This is a genomic window from Natrinema sp. LJW11, from assembly GCF_056135975.1.
Window position 1 is genome coordinate 322,699 of record NZ_JBWBDM010000002.1, and the last position, 17,798, is coordinate 340,496.

General features: G+C 60.3%; 21 protein-coding genes. 16 read left to right on the forward strand and 5 right to left on the reverse strand.

Annotated elements, in window-relative coordinates; translation table 11 throughout:
• Window positions 1–59: 59 nt before the first annotated feature.
• The 9 genes from AC0QDI_RS06205 to AC0QDI_RS06245 all read left to right on the forward strand — a co-directional run bounded on the left by AC0QDI_RS06205 (window position 60) and on the right by AC0QDI_RS06245 (window position 8,869).
• Complete coding sequence (locus tag AC0QDI_RS06205) at window positions 60–887, forward strand: alpha/beta fold hydrolase (RefSeq protein ID WP_474666305.1); 828 nt, start codon at window positions 60–62, stop codon at window positions 885–887.
• Between the two features lie 253 nt (window positions 888–1,140).
• Window positions 1,141–1,794 carry a MaoC family dehydratase gene (locus AC0QDI_RS06210; protein WP_474666307.1) on the forward strand — a complete coding sequence of 218 codons (654 nt, stop codon included), beginning with the start codon at window positions 1,141–1,143 and terminating at the stop codon, window positions 1,792–1,794.
• A gap of 180 nt (window positions 1,795–1,974) precedes the next feature.
• A complete protein-coding gene (locus AC0QDI_RS06215; RefSeq protein ID WP_474666309.1) occupies window positions 1,975–3,315 on the forward strand; it encodes an outer membrane protein assembly factor BamB family protein in 1,341 nt (446 codons plus the stop codon).
• A 121-nt stretch (window positions 3,316–3,436) separates the two neighbouring features.
• On the forward strand, window positions 3,437–3,754 hold the full coding sequence (locus AC0QDI_RS06220; protein ID WP_474666311.1) for a hypothetical protein: 318 nt from the start codon (window positions 3,437–3,439) through the stop codon (window positions 3,752–3,754).
• A gap of 162 nt (window positions 3,755–3,916) precedes the next feature.
• Complete coding sequence (locus AC0QDI_RS06225) at window positions 3,917–6,067, forward strand: ATP-binding protein (RefSeq protein WP_474667300.1); 2,151 nt, start codon at window positions 3,917–3,919, stop codon at window positions 6,065–6,067.
• Between the two features lie 347 nt (window positions 6,068–6,414).
• On the forward strand, window positions 6,415–6,630 hold the full coding sequence (locus tag AC0QDI_RS06230) for a site-specific integrase (RefSeq protein WP_474666313.1): 216 nt from the start codon (window positions 6,415–6,417) through the stop codon (window positions 6,628–6,630).
• Between the two features lie 46 nt (window positions 6,631–6,676).
• Window positions 6,677–6,877 (forward strand): cupin domain-containing protein, encoded by a 201-nt coding sequence (locus AC0QDI_RS06235; RefSeq protein ID WP_474666314.1) that lies wholly within the window; start codon window positions 6,677–6,679, stop codon window positions 6,875–6,877.
• A 225-nt stretch (window positions 6,878–7,102) separates the two neighbouring features.
• On the forward strand, window positions 7,103–8,098 hold the full coding sequence (locus AC0QDI_RS06240; RefSeq protein ID WP_474667302.1) for a DUF7351 domain-containing protein: 996 nt from the start codon (window positions 7,103–7,105) through the stop codon (window positions 8,096–8,098).
• A gap of 153 nt (window positions 8,099–8,251) precedes the next feature.
• Window positions 8,252–8,869 carry a cupin domain-containing protein gene (locus AC0QDI_RS06245; RefSeq protein ID WP_474666316.1) on the forward strand — a complete coding sequence of 206 codons (618 nt, stop codon included), beginning with the start codon at window positions 8,252–8,254 and terminating at the stop codon, window positions 8,867–8,869.
• Between the two features lie 312 nt (window positions 8,870–9,181).
• Here the strand turns inward: AC0QDI_RS06245 and AC0QDI_RS06250 are convergent, their stop codons facing one another.
• Complete coding sequence (locus AC0QDI_RS06250) at window positions 9,182–9,727, reverse strand: cupredoxin domain-containing protein (protein WP_474667304.1); 546 nt, start codon at window positions 9,725–9,727, stop codon at window positions 9,182–9,184.
• Window positions 9,728–10,230: 503 nt separating this feature from the next.
• Here AC0QDI_RS06250 and AC0QDI_RS06255 point away from each other — a divergent pair.
• Window positions 10,231–10,629 (forward strand): hypothetical protein, encoded by a 399-nt coding sequence (locus AC0QDI_RS06255; RefSeq protein WP_474666318.1) that lies wholly within the window; start codon window positions 10,231–10,233, stop codon window positions 10,627–10,629.
• A 33-nt stretch (window positions 10,630–10,662) separates the two neighbouring features.
• Here AC0QDI_RS06255 and AC0QDI_RS06260 read toward each other — a convergent pair whose 3' ends face one another.
• Both AC0QDI_RS06260 and AC0QDI_RS06265 read right to left on the reverse strand, forming a co-directional pair.
• Window positions 10,663–11,706, reverse strand: coding sequence for a tyrosine-type recombinase/integrase (locus AC0QDI_RS06260; protein ID WP_474666320.1), 1,044 nt, complete (start codon window positions 11,704–11,706; stop codon window positions 10,663–10,665).
• Window positions 11,699–12,013, reverse strand: a complete 315-nt coding sequence (locus tag AC0QDI_RS06265) for a hypothetical protein (protein ID WP_474666322.1) — start codon at window positions 12,011–12,013, stop codon at window positions 11,699–11,701. The genes AC0QDI_RS06260 and AC0QDI_RS06265 overlap by 8 nt, the downstream gene beginning before the upstream one ends.
• Window positions 12,014–12,593: 580 nt before the next feature.
• On the opposite strand from AC0QDI_RS06265, the gene AC0QDI_RS06270 reads away from it, so the two are divergent.
• Window positions 12,594–12,893 carry a MarR family transcriptional regulator gene (locus tag AC0QDI_RS06270; RefSeq protein ID WP_474666324.1) on the forward strand — a complete coding sequence of 100 codons (300 nt, stop codon included), beginning with the start codon at window positions 12,594–12,596 and terminating at the stop codon, window positions 12,891–12,893.
• Window positions 12,894–12,902: 9 nt separating this feature from the next.
• On the opposite strand, the gene AC0QDI_RS06275 is transcribed toward AC0QDI_RS06270, so the two are convergent.
• Window positions 12,903–13,700 carry a hypothetical protein gene (locus tag AC0QDI_RS06275; RefSeq protein WP_474666326.1) on the reverse strand — a complete coding sequence of 266 codons (798 nt, stop codon included), beginning with the start codon at window positions 13,698–13,700 and terminating at the stop codon, window positions 12,903–12,905.
• A gap of 322 nt (window positions 13,701–14,022) precedes the next feature.
• Here AC0QDI_RS06275 and AC0QDI_RS06280 point away from each other — a divergent pair, with 322 nt between their 5' ends.
• Entirely contained in the window at window positions 14,023–14,496 is a 474-nt protein-coding gene (locus AC0QDI_RS06280; protein WP_474666328.1) for a type IV pilin domain-containing protein, read from the forward strand.
• A 150-nt stretch (window positions 14,497–14,646) separates the two neighbouring features.
• Here the strand turns inward: AC0QDI_RS06280 and AC0QDI_RS06285 are convergent, their stop codons facing one another.
• Window positions 14,647–14,832, reverse strand: a complete 186-nt coding sequence (locus tag AC0QDI_RS06285) for a DUF8053 family protein (protein ID WP_474666330.1) — start codon at window positions 14,830–14,832, stop codon at window positions 14,647–14,649.
• Between the two features lie 87 nt (window positions 14,833–14,919).
• Between AC0QDI_RS06285 and AC0QDI_RS06290 the strand changes: the two genes are divergently transcribed.
• From AC0QDI_RS06290 to AC0QDI_RS06305, 4 genes are read left to right on the forward strand one after another with little or no spacing between them, the layout of a single operon-like run.
• A complete protein-coding gene (locus AC0QDI_RS06290; protein WP_474666332.1) occupies window positions 14,920–15,354 on the forward strand; it encodes a DUF8023 family protein in 435 nt (144 codons plus the stop codon).
• Window positions 15,355–15,370: 16 nt separating this feature from the next.
• Window positions 15,371–15,907, forward strand: a complete 537-nt coding sequence (locus AC0QDI_RS06295) for a fibronectin type III domain-containing protein (protein WP_474666334.1) — start codon at window positions 15,371–15,373, stop codon at window positions 15,905–15,907.
• 12 nt (window positions 15,908–15,919) lie between these two features.
• Window positions 15,920–16,045, forward strand: coding sequence for a hypothetical protein (locus tag AC0QDI_RS06300; protein WP_474666336.1), 126 nt, complete (start codon window positions 15,920–15,922; stop codon window positions 16,043–16,045).
• The gene (locus AC0QDI_RS06305) at window positions 16,045–17,796 is read left to right on the forward strand and encodes an Env/VP5 family phage fusion protein (RefSeq protein WP_474666338.1); all 1,752 of its coding nucleotides are present in this window, start codon (window positions 16,045–16,047) and stop codon (window positions 17,794–17,796) included. Before AC0QDI_RS06300 ends, AC0QDI_RS06305 begins: the two co-directional genes overlap by 1 nt.
• Window positions 17,797–17,798: the final 2 nt, after the last annotated feature.

Consider the following 17,798-nt stretch of genomic DNA (forward strand, 5'->3'; position numbering starts at 1 on the left):
TCGTTATAGTGAGTTGGTGCAACCAGTCATTGTAAGAGCGAGCGAGCCCCAGACAGAGTATGGCGGAACTCGAACTCGACGACGGGACCATCTGGTACGAGACGACCGGTGACGGACCGCCGCTGGTGTTCGTCCACGGCGGCTGGATGGACGGGACGGCCTGGGAGCCACAGATCGAACGCTTCGCCGACGACTATCGGGTCGTCACGCTCGACGTGCGAGGCCACGGCAACACCGGCGTAACGGAGCCCGATCGGTACTCGATCGGCCTCTTCACCGACGACCTCGAGGCGTTGCTCTCGCGACTCGAGATCGAACGGCCGATCCTCTGTGGACTCTCGCTGGGGTCGATGGTCGTCCAGGAGTATCTGGACCGGCATTCGGACGACACGGCGGGTGCGATTCTGGGCGGCGCGGTACGGTCGATGCCCCCCGTGGAGTTGCCGACGGGAGTGAAGTCGTTCTGGTCGCCGATGCCAGCGCTCACCACGTCGCTGTCGTTCTCGGGGTCGAAGGGGACCTTCCGCTCGATGCTGTGTTCGATCCAGGCGACGACCGGCGAACGGTGGCTGTCGGTCGACCCCGAGACCAGGGCCGACGCGATCGACGACGTCGGCGACATCCCGTCGGCCGAGTTTCGGAAGATATTCGACGCGCTCTACCGGTACGATCCGCCCGAGCTATCGGGCATCGAAACGCCGACGCTCGTCGTCCACGGCGAGCAGGAGGCGCCGCTGGTCAAGCGACAGGGCCGGCAGATCGCCTCGGCCGTGGACGACGGCACGCAACTCGAGCTCGCGGAGTCGGGCCATCTCGTCAATCGGGATCGGCCGCGAGCGTTCAACGCGGCGGCGACCGACTTTCTCGAGGATCTCCCCGCCGCGTAGGCGACGACTCGCTGCGGAGGCGGCCACTCCCTGACGAAACCGATTCGCCGGACGGCTTCGGTGAATCGCTCGCACGGGGATACCGTCAGTCGCAGTCGGCACCGATCGCCGTCCGGAGTCGCCCGTCAACGCTCACGAGAGTCACGGTTAGCAGTCCAACATGTTTTGGCGATACCCCGAAGGCAGCGACCGTGGTACGCACGGACGGCATCGGCAGGTCACTCGAACGACACTCCGACCCAGACTCAAATCAATGAGTAGTCAATGTACGGATACCGACAGCGTCGACTCCGCTCCAGCAGCTGAGCACTGGACAAGCATCTCGAAACACGTCTTCAACAGCTACGTCGAGGCCAACAACGCCTTCCTCGCGGCGATGGGGTTTACGGGCTCCGACGAGGCGTCATCCGCCCGGCCGAACGCGGACACGTCGACGTCAACGCCGGCCGTCGAGGTCGCGTTCGGCGACGAGAACTGGGTCGTGGAACGGTCGACCGACGACTACGACTCCCTCGGCGTCGGCGACTACGTCCGCTTTCGCAAGCCGATTATGGACGCCGACGTGACCGCGTTCGCACAGGTTTCCGGCGACACGAACCGACTCCACCTCGAGCCCGAGTTCGCCGAGGACACCCAGTTCGGTGGCCGGATCGCCCACGGGACGCTCGTCGCCGGCACGATCAGTGCCGCGCTGGCCCGCCTCCCCGGGGTGACGGTCTACCTCTCTCAGGACCTCGAGTTCGCAGGGCCTGTTCGGATCGGCGAGGCGGTCACCGCCGAGTGCGAGATCGTCGAGGATCTCGGCGGCGATCGCTACCGACTGCACACCACGGTCGTCGACGAGGACGACGAGACGGTCATCGACGGCGAGGCCATCGTCATCATCAACGAACTGCCCGACGAGTGACGCGTCGCTCGAGGCGAGCGGACGAGCAGCGTCGACGCCGGTCGCCCCTCAGCCGGTGTGGTGACTCTGACCGGCGGATTCGAGTGATTTTACGCGCAGTTACAGCTGACGGCATATCGTCACGGAGGCCCGTCGCGAAGAACACAAAGCTGGTACCCTTCGAGTGAGACCGTCGTGACGATGACAGACGATTCACGTGCCGTCGGCGGGCGATTCGAGACGGCACACGGTCGGCGTCGGATACTTCAGGCCGTCGGCACCGCCGCGGTCGCGACCGCCGGACTCGCCGGTTGTCTCGGCCAACGCGGAACGGACGAAATCCCCATGGCGAACACCGGCCTCGAGCAGACCGTTCCCGACGGTGTCGCCCAGTTCAGGCACTCCCTCGAGCGGTGGGGGTACTATCCCGACGCCACGGTTCCAGACGAGGTCGAACGGGAGTGGCGGCTCGACCGACTCAACACTGGCTCCCACGGCGCCGCGAAGGCCAGCGCCGTTCCCTTGCCGGACGGCGGTCTCGTCTTCCCCGGCGATACGGGGTACCTCGTCGCCCTCGACGCCGACGGCACGGAGCGCTGGCGCACCGGGACGGATACCGACAGCCGCGGCATCCACGGAACCCCTGCGATCGCCGACGGCCGCGCCTACGTCGGCGCGTACGACGGCGTGCTCTACGCCGTCGACCTCGAGACGGGCGACATCGACTGGCGAAACGACCTCGGCGACGCCATCGGCTCGAGCCCGCTCTATCACGACGGCAACATCGTCATCGCCGTCGAATACTACGATCCCGAGGGAAGCACGTTCGTGGTCGACGCGGCGGACGGATCGGTCGTCTGGGAGGACCCCGAGGGGCGGCCGACGGATCACCCGCACTCGACCCCGGCGATCGATCCCGACTCCGGCCATCTGGTCTGCGGATCGAACGACGGCAACCTCTACGGGTGGCGCTACCCCGACCTCGAGTTCGCCTGGTCGTTCGAGACCGCCGACCGAGACGACAACGACAGCGAGATCAAGGGGCCGATCGCGACCTACGACGGCGGGGCCTACTTCGGCTCGTGGGACCACAACGTCTACCGGGTGAACCTCGAGGACGGCACCGAAGACTGGTCGTTCCAGACGGGGAACCTGGTGATGTCGGGGCCGGCGCTCGATCCCGAACTGGACACGGTCTTCGTCGGGAGCCACGACGGCAACCTGTACGCGCTCGACGCGCAGTCGGGCGAGCGACACTGGTCGTTCGAAACCGACCTCGCGATCACGGGCTGTCCGACCGTCTGCGACCAGCGGGTGCTCGTCGGCTCGAAGGACACCACGCTCTACGCGCTCGAGAAACGCACCGGTGACCTCGTCTGGGAGGTCGACAACGACGGCGTGGTCACGAGCACGCCGCGCGTGATCGACGGCGACATCTACTACGCCGAACGCGCGCCGAATCCGCCGGAAGACGGCGAGGACCAGTCCGACGCCGATATCGATACCGACGGCGGCGGCTACAAGCTCGTCGCCGCCGAGTGAGCGGGCGACTGGCGGCGGTCGGTGCCGACGACCGGTGGAAACGAACGCCGTTCGGACCCAGGATCAGCGGTCGGCGACTGCCACCAGAATTATACTATCACCACCACAACCAGTGGCGAGAATGACCGATCGACCGCCATCCCCATCGATACCGACCGCTACGCCAGCGATCGCGGATACCGGGCCCGAGGACCGTGTTCTCGCGACGACGACGCAGTTGACCGACTCGATCGAGACCGCGCTCGGCTGCCAGCTCGAGGAGACGGTGCTTGAGGACCTCCTGCTCGAACTGGACCGTCACGACTACGTCGACTGGGTGACGGTCTCTCGCGGCGGCGACCACGTGTGGGACCTCTCGGAGTCGCCCGATCGCATCGGTGACGCAATCGCCGCGGCCGTCATCGAAGGGCTCCGGTCGTGGCTCGACGTCGACGAGTAACTCGCGGCGACCCTCGAGCGCGGCGGGTCGGACGGTCCGCCTCGCTGCCCCCAGTTCGATACCAGAACCCTCGAGGCCGGTACGGTTCAGGGATCGGTTTCTCCCCGCAGCCGACTCGCTACCGCGCCCTCCAGCGAAATTATAATGGTGACGGTCGCCGGAATGGTACCAGTGGTCAGCTGGAACCGTGCCATCTCCGTCGTCGGTGGGAGGACCATCATCATCGCGCTCGGCGCGCTGTACGTCGTGCTCGCTACGGGGCGGGCGCTCGTCCGAGTCGCTGCGGGGGCCCCGATCGAGAATATTCTCATCATCACGCTGCTCGTCGCGGGCCCCGGGTTCGTCCTCGTCTACACTGGCTATCGGTTGCCCGCGTTCGATATCCACGCCGAGTTTCACGACGCGATCGCGGCGTGGTGTCTGGGCGGGTTCGGGGTGATGTTCGGCGTCCTCCTGGTGTACAGCCTCCAGCCGGGTGAGATCGTCGACGACGCGGCGACGATCCTCATCCTGACGGCGCTCGCCAGCGTCGCCGGGCTCGCCGCCGGAATCCGCGACGGGGAGGCCAAGACGCGAACGAGCGAGCTCGAAACCCGCAATCGGGAGCTACAATTCGCTCAGTCGGAACTCGAGGAAACGGTCCAGCGGCTCGAGCACGCCAACAACCGACTCGCGGAGTCGAACGAACGTCTCGAACACTATCGGACCTACACCGACCACGTGCTGAACGCCATCCACGACATCTTTTACGTGCTCGAGGAAGACGGCGCGTTGCAGCGGTGGAACGAGAGCCTCTGTGAGGTGAGTGGCTACTCGGATTCGGATATCGAGTCGATGAACGCGACGGACTTCGTCGACGGAGACGACGAGACGGTCACGAACGCGATCGAGACGGGGTTCGAAACCGGAAACCTCCAGTTCGAAGCGGCGCTTCACACCAGTGACGGCGCATCCATCCCCTACGAGTTCGCCGCCTCGAGGCTCGAGACCCCGGAGGGCGATCCGGTGCTGGCGGGTATCGGCCGCGATATCTCGGAGCGCAGAGAGCGCGAACGAGAGCTCGAACGGCGAGCCCGGCAGCAACAGGTCGTGGCCGATCTGGGCCAGCTCGCCCTCGAGACCGACGACCTCGACGAGCTCATGCACGACGCGGCCCGACAGGTGGCGACCGTCCTCGACAACGAGTACTGCAAAGTGCTCGACCTCGACGAGGGGACCGACGAACTCCTGCTCCGCCAGGGCGTCGGGTGGACCGAGGGCCTCGTCGGTGACGCGACGGTGTCCGCCGTCGAAGCGGACTCCCAGGCGGCGTACACCCTCGCGAACGACCGCCCGATCGTGGTCGAAGACCTCACGACGGAATCGCGCTTCAGCGGGCCCGAGTTATTGCGGAGTCACGACGTCCGCAGCGGCATCAGTACCATCATCGGTCCGGCCGACGACCCCTGGGGAATCCTCGGCACGCACGACACCGACAGCAAACGGTTCACCGAGGAGGACGTCACTTTCGTCCAGAGCGTCGCCAACGTCCTCGCGGAGGCGATCGAGCGCCAGCAGTACCAAGAGGAACTCGAGGCGTTGATCGACGACCTCGAGGAGTCCAACGAACGCTTAGAGCAATTCGCCTACGCGGCCTCACACGACCTCCAGGAACCGCTTCAGATGGTCTCGAGCTATCTCACCCTGATCGAGCGGCGCTACGGTGACGAGCTCGACGAGGACGGCGAGGAGTTCCTCGCGTACGCCGTCGACGGGGCCGACCGCATGCGCAAGATGATCGAGGGGCTGCTCGAGTACTCGCGCGTCGAGACGCGGGGCGATCCGTTCGAACCGGTCGATCTCGAGGCCGTCCTCGAGGACGTTCGCAAAAACCTCCAGCTGAAAATCGAGGGTCACGAGACCGAGATTACGACGGAGTCACTCCCCCGCGTCGAGGGCGACGCGGCCCAGTTGCGCCAGGTGTTTCAGAATCTAGTGTCGAACGCGATCGAGTACAGCGGCGAGGGGCCGGCTCGAGTGCACGTCTCAGCGGAGCGAAACGGTGCGGAGTGGACGGTGTCCGTCGCGGACAACGGCATCGGTATCGAGCCGGACGACCAGGAGCGCATCTTCGAAGTGTTCCACCGGCTCCACAGCCACGAGAAACACGCCGGCACCGGTATCGGCCTCGCGCTCTGCGAGCGGATCGTCGAACGCCACGGCGGCGAGATCTGGGTCGACTCCGAACCCGAAGAGGGCTCGACCTTCTCGGTCACCCTGCCGGCGGTCGACGAGAAATACGACGACCGCGCATCGGGCGTTCAGTCGGCGTGACGGGCTCGAGGCGGTGAGCTTGTTCATTCACAGTTACGCACCACCGATAGTACTGAAAAGCCGGTTCTAGCTGGAGCGTTTTCGTTCTCGCTTCGGTCGGTGACTCTCGAGGGATTCGCATGACGGGCCGGACCCGCGTGCAAAAGATGGTTGAACTCTTGCGCGCCCGGCGGCGAGCTGGTAAAACGCTCCGCTACGGGGTGTTGGATTCCGACCGCGCAAATTTCAGATGGGCGCTACAGACTCACAGGTTCTCAGGCTCCCTCAAAATCCCTCTCGTTCGGTCTGATGAACGGAGGGAATCCCGGAGTGCAGATCGACACGTTATCGGTTCGCGACCCACGACTATGAGTCTCGAGCCAATCGATCCTGAGACAGCACTCGAGCTGTACCTCACGGACAAGGAAGCCGAACTCGCTGAGAGTTCGATTCAGTCGCACAGGTACCGCCTCAAGCACTTCCTGCGCTGGTGCGAGATGGAGGATATCGACAACCTCAACGACCTCACCGGGCGCAAAATCCAACAGTACCTCTGCTGGTGTCGACGTCACAGGACTGCTTGAATGGCTGGAAAACGACCTGTGCCAATGCCCCCACTGGGGATACATCGTGGACGGCGCAGTTCATGTCCGATACGCCGACGGGACCGAAGAAGTAAACAAGGCGGGTGAGGCCGTCTACTGGCCTCCCGGACACACGCTTTTCACGGAGGACGAGAGTGTCGAGTTCGTCCTGTTCAGCCCACAAGATGAGCATAGCCACGCCCTTGACCACCTCTTGCAGAAGATGAGCGAAATGGAAGCGGAATAACAGAGACGATTGTACGCTCCCAGTCGAATCTCTTCTCAGTCTTTCCGCGATTCGAATCCTGATCGATTGCTGACTATACTCTCGATATTCAGCACGCCATTCTTGACAGCAGTACGATAGCTCGACCGAGTCTTGCTGAATACAAGGGGCGTTCTTGCACCTTTCTCAGCCTCCCGCGAACGGTCTGGAGGTGCGTTTAATGAGTCTGTAGTGTGTATTGGTACCATGACTCAGGCTCGGTTCACTCCCGATCTCGACCTAGACGGGCTTTCCCCGGACGAGGCCTTCGCCATTCTGGGGAACGAAATCCGGTTAGAGATCATCCGCGTGCTCTGGCGGGCGGGTGCCGCCCACGTGTACGACGACGGCTCTGATGCTGCCGAAGTGGTGTCGTATTCCGAGTTGCAAAACGAGGTTGACGTCGATGATAACGGGAAGTTCAACTACCACCTCTCGGAACTCGCTCCTCACTTCGTCCGCCGAACTGACGACGGATACCGGTTGAGCAGTGCAGGAAAGCAGATCGCCAGAACGGTGATAGCCGTTTCTGGAGCAGAGAGCCTCGACTTCTCTCAGGAACTCGACGAGAATTGCCCGTTGTGCGGGGCAACCGTTGCGGCCACCTACGAAGATCAGTGGCTGCGAGTCGGCTGCACCGAGTGTGATGGGTTGTTCGGCGATCAAGCTCCAACGGGGACGCTCTTCCTCACGAACTATCCGGCAGCAGGGCTGACGACCCGAAACACAGAGCAAGCGCTCGCAGCCGGACTCTATCGGTGTGCTCTGGACATAACGTATCTAATGTACGGCATCTGTCGGGAGTGTGCAGGGCCGATCTCGTCGTCGGTGACGGTCTGTGAGGTGCACGAACGTGATGGGAGGGACGCCTGCGACACCTGTGGAACGCCGTTTCCGGTCTGGGCAGATATGAGGTGTAACACCTGTGGATTCGCCAAGCGGTTACCGGTCGAGATGTTTGCGACTGGTCTCGTCTTGGCGACCGAACTGACCGGCAATCCCGAGTTGAACATCGACTCACCGGCGGTTGACGACGCCATCGAACTGCTACAGAACAACGTCGAGACCAACGTCTCGATGGAGCCTCTCCGCGTATCGCTTTCTATCGAGGTCGAAACGACGGTGTTCACTCTCACCTTTGACGACGAGATGAACATCGTCGAGTTCGATCGGGAGCCACGGTCTGACACCGTCGTTTCGTAATCTGGATACGTCTGGCTCCGTTAGAGAACTGTTCTTCTCCTAATACATAAGTCGATCTCAGTGCTACCACTAGCTGCTCGTATCAGAGCACAATCCGGCACTGTGGCGTCCGTTCCGTGGAGGTGCCTCGAGGCGACACAAGCGGCGGAACGGATGGCACAGGAGGTGACGAACGACCATGACAAGCAAATCGATGCCGAACAGCGAGTGTACCACGGGGGGAACGCCATGACGGCAGTAGATCGCGGCAAGCAGGATCGCGTCCTCGATTGGGGTGGTTTCCCTGGCCGCTGGGAAATCACGCGTTCGACAGCGGACACGGACGGGGAACTGCTGGAAATGCGATTTGAGATCGAAGACGTCCCCGAAGACGGCCCGTTCGTCCACACCCATCCGCACGCCGAGGAGCGCTACGAAGTGGTTTCGGGCGTGCTGGAAGTGTACGTGGACGGGGAATGGATGGAGGTAACGGCCGGTGAGGAACACACCGTCCCTCCAGGCACGGCCCATACGTTCAGGAACGCGACCCCCGTCGAGATCAGAAACGTCCACGAGCCCGCCCTACAGCACGAGGCGTTCTTCCGGCGGTTCCATCAGCTCGTCACGAAGCAGGGGGTGTCATTGCCTCCGGAGGGCTTCAAAGATGTCGTGTTGGTAGCGATGCTGACGACGGAACACGAGGAGGACATATACGCAGTGAGTCCCCCACACTGGGTCTTTAAGGGTCTATCTGGCCTGGGCCGCTTGCTCGGGTACCACCTCCCAGATTAGGCAGCGGTTCTAAGCTGTGGTAACAGCCGGCAGAAGATGGGAGGGTGAGAGGCACCCTTCCCGCGATAGACGTTCGCTATTCGTGGTCATAATCCGACCAGATAGGCTGATTTCGTCGAGCGAGATCGACGATTTTCTTGGATAATTGCGGGATAGAGCACCCCTGTGTCGAGAAAGTCGAGGCCACGCATTCAGCACAACTCAAGATGGAATGAGAGAATGGAGAGAATCGCTCACACGTCTGTGCTGAGAAACCAGGATGCCACGCCATCCGGGCCCGGATCGTCGGAAAAAAGCGACGGTGAGCCACATTCACTCGTGGCCGTGACTCGTCTCAATACGGCTGATCTCGTCGAGGACATCACTGAACGGGACTGAGCCCTCTGCTTTGATCTGCCCGGGGTCGAGTACCTCCGTATCGAGAACCTCCGCTGGCGTGAGCCACACCCACTCGGAACGGACGTTTTTGCCAGGCTCACTGAATACTTCGAGTTCCTCCTCGAGCATCTCTTTGCTAAACGGAGGCAAGAGTGGCGGATCCTCGGTGCCCTCGAACGTGTCCTCGTACTCCGGTTCGTCCCCCTCATCGAGTTCTCCGACGACGATTCGCATCGTCATTCCGAGGGGGTGGTGCGGGGCACAGTACAGATCGTACAGGCCCTCCTCCTCGAACTGGTAGAGCCAGCCTCCACCAGCGTTTACGACCGGCGACGAGAACGGCGGCACGTCATCCGGAACCCGCTGCTGGAACCCGTGGCCGGGATGGTAAGCCGTGATCGTGTGGTCGGGAGTCGTGAAGGTGAACTGGACGATGTCACCTTCCTCTACTGCCAGTCCAGTCGGTTCGAAGTGGAACAGGGGCCGTGGTTTTCAGGCACAGGATCAGCGATGTGGAGTTCGACCTCGTGGTCCGGTTCGAGTCCCCCGGAATCTTGTCGGCGTTCGGCGTGGAAAAGCCGTACTGTGGGTCGATCTCCGCACCACCGTCTCCCTCGGTCTTCAGTAGCTGATGAGCATGGGCGCGAGCCTCTCCTTTCCACTCCGAATGGTCGCGCTCATACTACGACAATTCAGGGGGACTGTTATCGGTATACGCGTCCCTGTGTGTCTACCAACGAGTGTCCCCATGGGCGAGACCTTCAGGAATGTCCTGCTCTTGCGTATGATCAGGCGTCTGAATGCCCTTCGAGTTTGAGTCCCCATGCATTCCGTCGAGGCGGGATCACTTATGCACTGAATCAAGAGTGGCCAATGATTGCAGTCGGTGATCGAGCTAACGTTTCTAAAGAGGTACTGGACGAACATGAAATCAGATTCAGTCGACATCACGGTCTACAGGGTCCACGTCGCCGAGTACGAGTTTGGTCGGCCGCCACGACGTGCTGACCGAGATGCAAGGACGGATCGAGAGCGAGCGACTCCGGGCGAACCAGTTGCACCCCCACGAAGGGAACACCACCGATGTAGATCCAGAGGACAGCCACAACGACGGGCGGGCGCAGGACCATCTCCACGATATGGTCGGGATGCGAAAGGACGCCCACAAGCAGGACTTCGGGCCTATCGCCGGCTTTGAGTACTGGTCGTTCTGGGACGCTCGCGCTCGGCTGTTGGACATTCACGAGCCGACCCTCGTTCGATCGTCGAACGAAATCAGCCTCCAGAACTACCCACTGGTTTATAAGCAACACTACACCGTCTATCGGATTCGAAGCGTTCGGAAAACGGATGGGCGCTACAGGGATTCGCCGCACGAGTAACTTCTTTCCGCTTGCTTGCAGTTTTCATGGTAATTACTTGTTGATTATTTTCCAGCGTCGGGTTGCTCGTTCGCGCCGGCTGGCACGGTCGTAATGCTTGTCGAGAATCTCTTCCGAAGCGTTGAGCCGATCCGAAACGACGCCTCGAGGTACCCCGTCGTTCCGATACTTCGTGACCCTCGCCTTCCGGAGATCGTGAGGCGACCGGCTCGAGGGACACTTGCTCATGTGCGTGTGGGAGATCGCTTCGCAGGTCTCGGGATCACGATCGTGCGGACACTCTTCACCGCGGTGGCACGGCCGTGTCCACCGGTAGAACGTATCGCGAACGCAGCTCCGGCTCACCCGGCCCTGCTTCGTCGTGATAAGCGGATCGCGACCGTGGTCGTCGGTTACATCCGCTCTCGGCCCATCGATGTAGTCCTGCACCATCCGCGCGGTCTCTTCGGTGATCCGATTGTACCGCTCACCCGGACCGTCGTTCTTCAACGGCGTCTCGGTCTCCGGCCGATGGACGAAATCGATTCCCGGAGTGCGGCCTTCGAGTTCGCAGTCCTGTAGATCGATCGCGCGGAGTCCGCCAAGTCGAGCGCCGGTTTCCCAGATCAACGTCCACATGACGTGATCGCGGCTCGCGTACTCGTAGCGCGACAGGTACTCGAGGATCGGCGGAATCCGCTCGGGAACGATCTTACTGTCGCTCACTTCGTCACCGATAGACAGGTCCGGAAGCGGGACCTTGAGGTACAGATCCTCCGGGACGGCTTCCACGTCGCCACAGAATCGGAGGAACGCACGGATCGTAGTGAGATTCGAGTGGAGCGTCTTCTTAGCGATCTCCTCGTCCTGCCCATTCGAATAGCCACCTTCGCGACGCCAAACGCGGAACTGGTAGAGATGCCGGCCGTTCAGTTCGTTCATGTTGTCGATGCCGCCCTCATCGCGGCACCACTCGACGAACGCCCGTAGGTCGCTCTTGTGGCTCGTCTGGGTCCATTCGGCAGACCCGTCTTTCATCGCGTCGAGGTGCAGTTCGACAGCGTTTGACGGCGCGATCGGCTCGAGGTCGTCAGTCATCCTGCTCACCATCACTCCAATTCTCCGGCTGTCCCCACTGGAACTCGGGCCCATCGTCCTCGAGCTGGTCGCGCTCGAAGAGACGATCGTGAATCCACGTCTGCAACGCGGTCCCGGACCGATCGTGCGGCGGGTGGTCCGGCATGTGGTACTCGTCGACGCGAGCCGAGAGATCGTCGAGACAGGTGACCATCTCACACAGCACCGCGTTCTGATAGCGCATCTCCGTCGCGATCGATTTCACGGCCTCGGTCTGCCGTTCCATCGCATCGGCCTGCCGCTCGAGGGCATGGTACTCGTCGTTCATCGAACCATCTCGAGCGTATCGCTGTTATTACAGTATCCGGTACTCTTACCGTGGTAGCGTGCTGATTTCGTCATGGTCTCACTGTTGTGGGACCGCGGACGAACCGCGTGCGCCGTTGGTTGGTCCTGAGGGCGCGCGCGGTCGCTGTCCGTCGGTCGATTGTAACGACTGAACCCGACTCCCTTAGTCGTCGGAGTGCGGTTTCCGATAGTTCCGAAAACAATCGCTTTCGGTGACTGACTTGCTTCCGTGAGTGTTGAACAGCGGTTCTCCGCGTTTCCGATAGTTCCGTTATCAGAACTCGAGGCAGCCGTAGGCTGTGGGCCGTGGGCCGATCGATGCGGTCTATCGGGGGCTTTATCCCCCGGAGCGTTGCGCGAATACATGCTTCCGTACCGATGATACGGAAGCCAGGCGGGCCGGTGCCCCTACACCGGGTCCGCGCTTCTGACGAGGACCCGACCGGGTAGCGGCGGGTCCGTCTGACTTCCGTTGCGATCTCCGAGACACCCTTGGACAATAAAACTTCTCACGATAACGTGTTTGCCTTGGTAACGATAAGGTAACAAAGTGGGTGCCAATGGTACACGATTATGAACCAACGAGCGAGTCAAACAAATCGAAAGAAATGGTTGAGCGAGTCTCTTGGTTTTCTCCAGTACATTATGAAATACTGGAGTTCTTCGAAAGCCACGATGTCTGGATTTCAGCAAGAGGACTCGCTAAAAACATCGATTACGACCGGAACTACGTCTCACGAGAGTGCCCCACTTTAGTAGAGAATGGGCTTCTGAAAAAAGAAGGGACGATTTACAGCCTCACTGATCAAGGACGAGCATTCCTCGAAGGGAAACTTGGGGCCGAAGAGTTGGAAAAATAGCCCCGCAATCTATCGAACCGTCCCCAGACTCCGCGCCGCATCCGCCGAGACCACGATATCCCGCTCGGAAAACCGAACCCCACCGCCCGCAACGTCGTCGATCAACGCCGCCAGTTCCTCGAGATACTCCCGATTTCGATCCTCTCGAATCGTGAGTGTCGCTTTCCCTTCGTGTTCGGTCGCCCGATTCTCGAGATAGGCGAACACGAACTGTTCGCGAACGCTCGCGGGCGCGTCGCTGAGATACGCCGGGAGCGAGAGTTCCTGGTCGGCTTTCGGCCCGACCGGCGCGCCGAGCACGGAAAGGACGCGGCCGAGTACCGAAGTGTCTTCGGAGGGGCGAGCTTCGTCCGCCCGGCCGTCGCGATCGTCGACGACCGTGTAGGAGACGTCGGCCAGCTCGAGGGCGTCGAAAACGTGGCTATCCTCACCGCGGTGGTTGATCGAAAAACTCGGCTGGTAGTGTCGCTGCTCGATCGACCCACCCGAAAAGATGTTCGCGACGAGCGTGTTCAACGCGGTGAACTCCGGGTCGTCGAAGCCCGCTTCGAGCCAGCCATAGTCTCGCGCTGTTTCGAGTCCACGGACTGCGTCGGGAGCGCCACCGTCGTCGATCCACGTTCGGATTCTCGAACGTGGCGTCTCGGTCGCGGTGGACACGGCTTGGGACCCTTTATTCGGATGTTTCGATGCATGTCGCATTACATCACGGTACTCCTTGACCGTCTTCCACGGGTCGGTGTAGGCCCCACTGTCGTAGGTGCGCGCGAACTCTGTTTCAGTAACGAGACCAGCGGAATCAGACATGCTTGTCTCGTGTGGTCGAATCGCCAAATCCATACCGATTTTTCGAGTGGGCGGATAACCGCGAGACGGCGGTGTTTCAAGGGACCGCTGGAGGGTTTCTGTGGGTAGTTGATTATCAGTTCTGAAAGTGTTATCAGCGGGAAATAGTTTCACTATTGCCTAAATATATATAGTACCGATTCAGTGTCCGGTATTAGCATCAGACGACGACGGCTCGAGAAAGCACGATGGGGTTGGTCCCTCATTCCCCTTACCGCATTGCGCGGTTCAACAAGGGGTCAGATAAGCTTTCCCACCGTTCACGCGTCGATGCGGAGACACAATGGACGGAAAATCAATTCGAAACAAGCTGATCGGATCGGACGATGAACGCGCAGTGTCACCTGTTATCGGAGTGATACTGATGGTGGCAATAACCGTAATTCTCGCGGCCGTGATTGCAGCCTTCGTGCTGGATATGGGCGGGAATCAGCAGGAACCGGTGAACGCTGCTGTGGATACTAAAGTGACGAACGCTGACAAAGTGGTTCAGTTCACCGTGACTGATATGGGTAATGCAGAGAGTTTCGTCATCCGTGGCCCAGGTAGTGAGATAGGTTCCAGTGGTGACAGTGAAATTCAACTCAGTGGCTTAGATGGGACCGGAAACACAGTCACTGTTGGAACTAATAGCACTGACAGTTCCAGTGGCATTAGTACACACTTTGCCAGCACTGCACAGGGCGACTTCACTGTCGTTGGGATCTCTGGCGACTCAGAGACCACTGTTGCGAACTTCGAAGTCGACTTCAGCTAACGACTGAGTTCGCTTTCTATTCTTTTTAAGCACCGAGGACTGATTACGCCACCTGAGAGATTCAGCTTCGCATTTAGGCGATCGCCTTCCTCGCTTCTCGCTCTAGTTCGCGGCGTTGTTCCCGCCTAGCCTCCTCGAGTAGATCCGCGCTCACGCATCGATCCCTTCGACGAGTTCGACCGTCCATTCACCGTCACCGATATGGCGGATGTGGAGGTGGTGTTCTCCCTCGAGTTCGCCGTGTTCGTCGAGTAGCCCTTCGACGCGGAGGTCGTCCTTCGGCAGGGTGATCCCGAGCGAGTTTTGGTCCAAGCATCTGAGTTTGTTCAGCGCCATGCATCGGCGGCAACCCGCCTTGGTATAAAGTTTGGTGAACCTTGGTTTTCCTTACCTTTTCGACAGGAGGGGATGACGACCGGTCGTATGGCTCTTAGCCTACCATCAAGCGCAGTACCGAACACGGTACGGCGTGAAGACGGCATAGACCTGATTGACAGCGTGCTCGCGCCGCTGTTCGTGCTCGCGACGATTTCCGTCGCAGCGGTCGGCACGTTCAGCCTCGCAGCACCGTTCAACACCGGCTTCGACGGCGTCCTGTACAGTTCGCAGGGAACCGAGATTACCTACGGCTTCATCGTTTCGATGGTGACCGTGATTGTGGCGTGGGTCACGAACGGTCAGACGACCATCGAGGACTACACCGACATGGAGACCGTCACGCTCCTGCTGATGTTCATCCTGAACATTCTCTCGGCGCTCGTCCCGGCCGTCTCCCACGCAGTCGGCTCCATGTGGCCGCTCGGCTGGTTCATGGTGTTTCTGAACGGAGCCGGGTTCTACCTCATCGCCTACAAGTAAACCGGAGGTACACGACATGAGTGACCAATTTTCGACGGTGAAGCGCCTCGGGCTCGTGCTGTTAGTCGCGGCGGTCGCGACTGTCGGGCTCGCGGTGATCGGCGGCGCACAGACGGCCGACTACGAGACGAACGAGTCGGTGACGCTCACGAACGATACCGAGCCCATCACCGTCTCTGTTGCGTGGAACGAAACGATAGACGACCCGGCGAACACGTCGGCCACCGTCACGTTCTACAACGAGACGGAGTACGCGAACGACTCGGCGAACGCGACGGTCGCGCTTCAGGACACGATCGCCGCGAACGCGAGCAACACGACCGAGGTCGAGTTCAACCAGAGTGACACCGGACTCGAGCTCGACGGCGAGTACCGAGTGGTGGTCACCGGGAACGCCTCGGCGATCGACAGCGCGAGCATTTCGGATGACTCCGGGTTCCTCGGCGGCGTCTTCCCGTCCAGCGGCGGTGATCTCGGCGGCGGGATGCTCGCCGGCCTCGCGGTGGTCGCTCTCGCGGTGATCGGCGTGGCCGTGGTAATGATGCGGGACTAACGAGACGAAACTATGAATTCCAATATTTTCGACCGTTCGGACGCTGAGTTGTACAGATTCGCCGTTCTCGGGTACTGCCTCGGGGCTTCGGCGCTGACCGTCGTGCTCGCGGCGATCTCCGCCGTGGGGGTGATCTGATGTCGGCCCAAAGCCCATGGCGAGGGTCCCGCGCGTTCACGGTCCTGCTCGTCTTCGTTTTCGTCGGCTCGATGGTCGCGCCGATCGCGGCGGCCGGGACGGCCTCGGCGACGACCACGACGACGGCGACGGCCTCGAATCCGTCGATCGCGTCAACGACAGCGGCAGGCGATAACTGCCTGTACGCGCTGATCGGTGGCGAAAACTGGTGTCACTCTACTCAGGAAGAAATCACTGAGATTGAGTTAGAGCAGACGCAGCAGGCGATGCACACCGATCTGCATTACGCCGCTGTCTCTGAATGGGAGTCTCAGAAGTCGTACATTCAACTTCAAGAGAATTATCTTGAAGACACGAATACGATAGCCTCGCTCGATGCGAAACACGCGATAGCTTCCGCGTGGGAAAATGGAAGTACAGAGGCTGAAGCTACCCAAAACGCCCGCGCTGCGATTCGGGATTATTACGCAGAACAGCAGTTACAAACGCTGGAGACATTTGAAAAACAAATGGCTCAGATGCGCTACACCCACAACGTGAGCGCCTCTACTGCTGATATTGATGATAATTTCGTTGCGTTCACTGCTGATCGTGACACTGGTGACATGGACACCGGTGGTTGTACTGGTTCGCCGTGTTTCGATGAGAGGGTCATGAGCGATAATCCAGTCACGTCTGAGGTGTCTTTAGTTAACGGATCCACGCATAATATAACCACAAATAAGATTGTGTATTATTATATGTATAGTGATGAGCCTCGTTACTTCGATGCGAATATCACCGTCTCTCCGTTCGAGAGTTGGTCGCTGATCGAGAACGGTACCCGTCTCCGATCGAGTGCCGGGCACATCGACTACGGATCGGATGGGTACGATTTCCACATTGAGACTGACGGTGATTACGTGGTGATGAACGTCGGGGACGCGAATGAAACCGGTCTCGGCTCCCAGAAGGTTGCAGATCTGCTGATGTGGAAAAACATCTGGGAAGACATGAGCCAGCAGGCGAATACGATGGCATCGAACTATGACAGTTCGTTCACGTCTGGCCTGTACGCTGCGCTGGACTCCGACCAGATCGAGCCCTCGGACGTGCGGACGGCAGAGGGGCAGGTTCGGTGGATGAGCGGGAACGACACCGTTACCGGCGAGCGATTCCGACAGGCAACGCTCTCGGTTCTCGGTGTCTCGAACCCCGATCTCACAAACACGTCTACGATGGTCATCGATTACGACGGCTACACCTCTCAGTCATACAGTGACAGCGAGGGGAGCCGGAACAAAACGTATTCTGACCCGGTGAATGAGACGTATCAGGGCCTTCTGTTCTCTGGCGAGGTTCCCGGCTCTGGGTTTGAACTGGATACGACATACAACACCGAGGACCTGAACGGGTCGCAGGTGATGTATGACGAGGCGACAGGCCAAGAAATCCAGTTCGCGAAAGGGAATTTCACCATCACGGCGATGTACGATGCAGACGGTAATGAGGTAAATTCTACCACTTGGGAGGATCCGAAATACGACACGTACAACGCCGATGAGTTCGTGAAATATACGAATGAAACGAAGATATACCGGGAGACAATTATCCAAGAGGGTAGCTCAGAGGAGGGAGACGATTTATTCGGGATCCCGAACCCATTCGATGGAACCGGAGGCGGTCCACTTGTCGGGCTGGCGATTATCGGCGTCGTGATGCTGGTAGTCGTCGGGTTCGTGATGGATATGATTCCGGGGATGGGGAACTGAAT

What these genes read in the sequence shown, in the direction of transcription:
- AC0QDI_RS06260 (WP_474666320.1), bottom strand. Translation starts at nt 11,706, where the DNA reads ATGACTGACGACCTCGAGCCGATCGCGCCGTCAAACGCTGTCGAACTG.
- AC0QDI_RS06220 (WP_474666311.1), top strand. Translation starts at nt 3,437, where the DNA reads ATGACCGATCGACCGCCATCCCCATCGATACCGACCGCTACGCCAGCG.
- AC0QDI_RS06215 (WP_474666309.1), top strand. Translation starts at nt 1,975, where the DNA reads ATGACAGACGATTCACGTGCCGTCGGCGGGCGATTCGAGACGGCACAC.
- AC0QDI_RS06290 (WP_474666332.1), top strand. Translation starts at nt 14,920, where the DNA reads ATGGCTCTTAGCCTACCATCAAGCGCAGTACCGAACACGGTACGGCGT.
- AC0QDI_RS06270 (WP_474666324.1), top strand. Translation starts at nt 12,594, where the DNA reads ATGGTACACGATTATGAACCAACGAGCGAGTCAAACAAATCGAAAGAA.
- AC0QDI_RS06295 (WP_474666334.1), top strand. Translation starts at nt 15,371, where the DNA reads ATGAGTGACCAATTTTCGACGGTGAAGCGCCTCGGGCTCGTGCTGTTA.
- AC0QDI_RS06285 (WP_474666330.1), bottom strand. Translation starts at nt 14,832, where the DNA reads ATGGCGCTGAACAAACTCAGATGCTTGGACCAAAACTCGCTCGGGATC.
- AC0QDI_RS06210 (WP_474666307.1), top strand. Translation starts at nt 1,141, where the DNA reads ATGAGTAGTCAATGTACGGATACCGACAGCGTCGACTCCGCTCCAGCA.
- AC0QDI_RS06280 (WP_474666328.1), top strand. Translation starts at nt 14,023, where the DNA reads ATGGACGGAAAATCAATTCGAAACAAGCTGATCGGATCGGACGATGAA.
- AC0QDI_RS06265 (WP_474666322.1), bottom strand. Translation starts at nt 12,013, where the DNA reads ATGAACGACGAGTACCATGCCCTCGAGCGGCAGGCCGATGCGATGGAA.
- AC0QDI_RS06245 (WP_474666316.1), top strand. Translation starts at nt 8,252, where the DNA reads ATGGCACAGGAGGTGACGAACGACCATGACAAGCAAATCGATGCCGAA.
- AC0QDI_RS06225 (WP_474667300.1), top strand. Translation starts at nt 3,917, where the DNA reads ATGGTACCAGTGGTCAGCTGGAACCGTGCCATCTCCGTCGTCGGTGGG.
- AC0QDI_RS06300 (WP_474666336.1), top strand. Translation starts at nt 15,920, where the DNA reads ATGAATTCCAATATTTTCGACCGTTCGGACGCTGAGTTGTACAGATTC.
- AC0QDI_RS06275 (WP_474666326.1), bottom strand. Translation starts at nt 13,700, where the DNA reads ATGTCTGATTCCGCTGGTCTCGTTACTGAAACAGAGTTCGCGCGCACC.
- AC0QDI_RS06305 (WP_474666338.1), top strand. Translation starts at nt 16,045, where the DNA reads ATGTCGGCCCAAAGCCCATGGCGAGGGTCCCGCGCGTTCACGGTCCTG.
- AC0QDI_RS06240 (WP_474667302.1), top strand. Translation starts at nt 7,103, where the DNA reads ATGACTCAGGCTCGGTTCACTCCCGATCTCGACCTAGACGGGCTTTCC.
- AC0QDI_RS06205 (WP_474666305.1), top strand. Translation starts at nt 60, where the DNA reads ATGGCGGAACTCGAACTCGACGACGGGACCATCTGGTACGAGACGACC.
- AC0QDI_RS06230 (WP_474666313.1), top strand. Translation starts at nt 6,415, where the DNA reads ATGAGTCTCGAGCCAATCGATCCTGAGACAGCACTCGAGCTGTACCTC.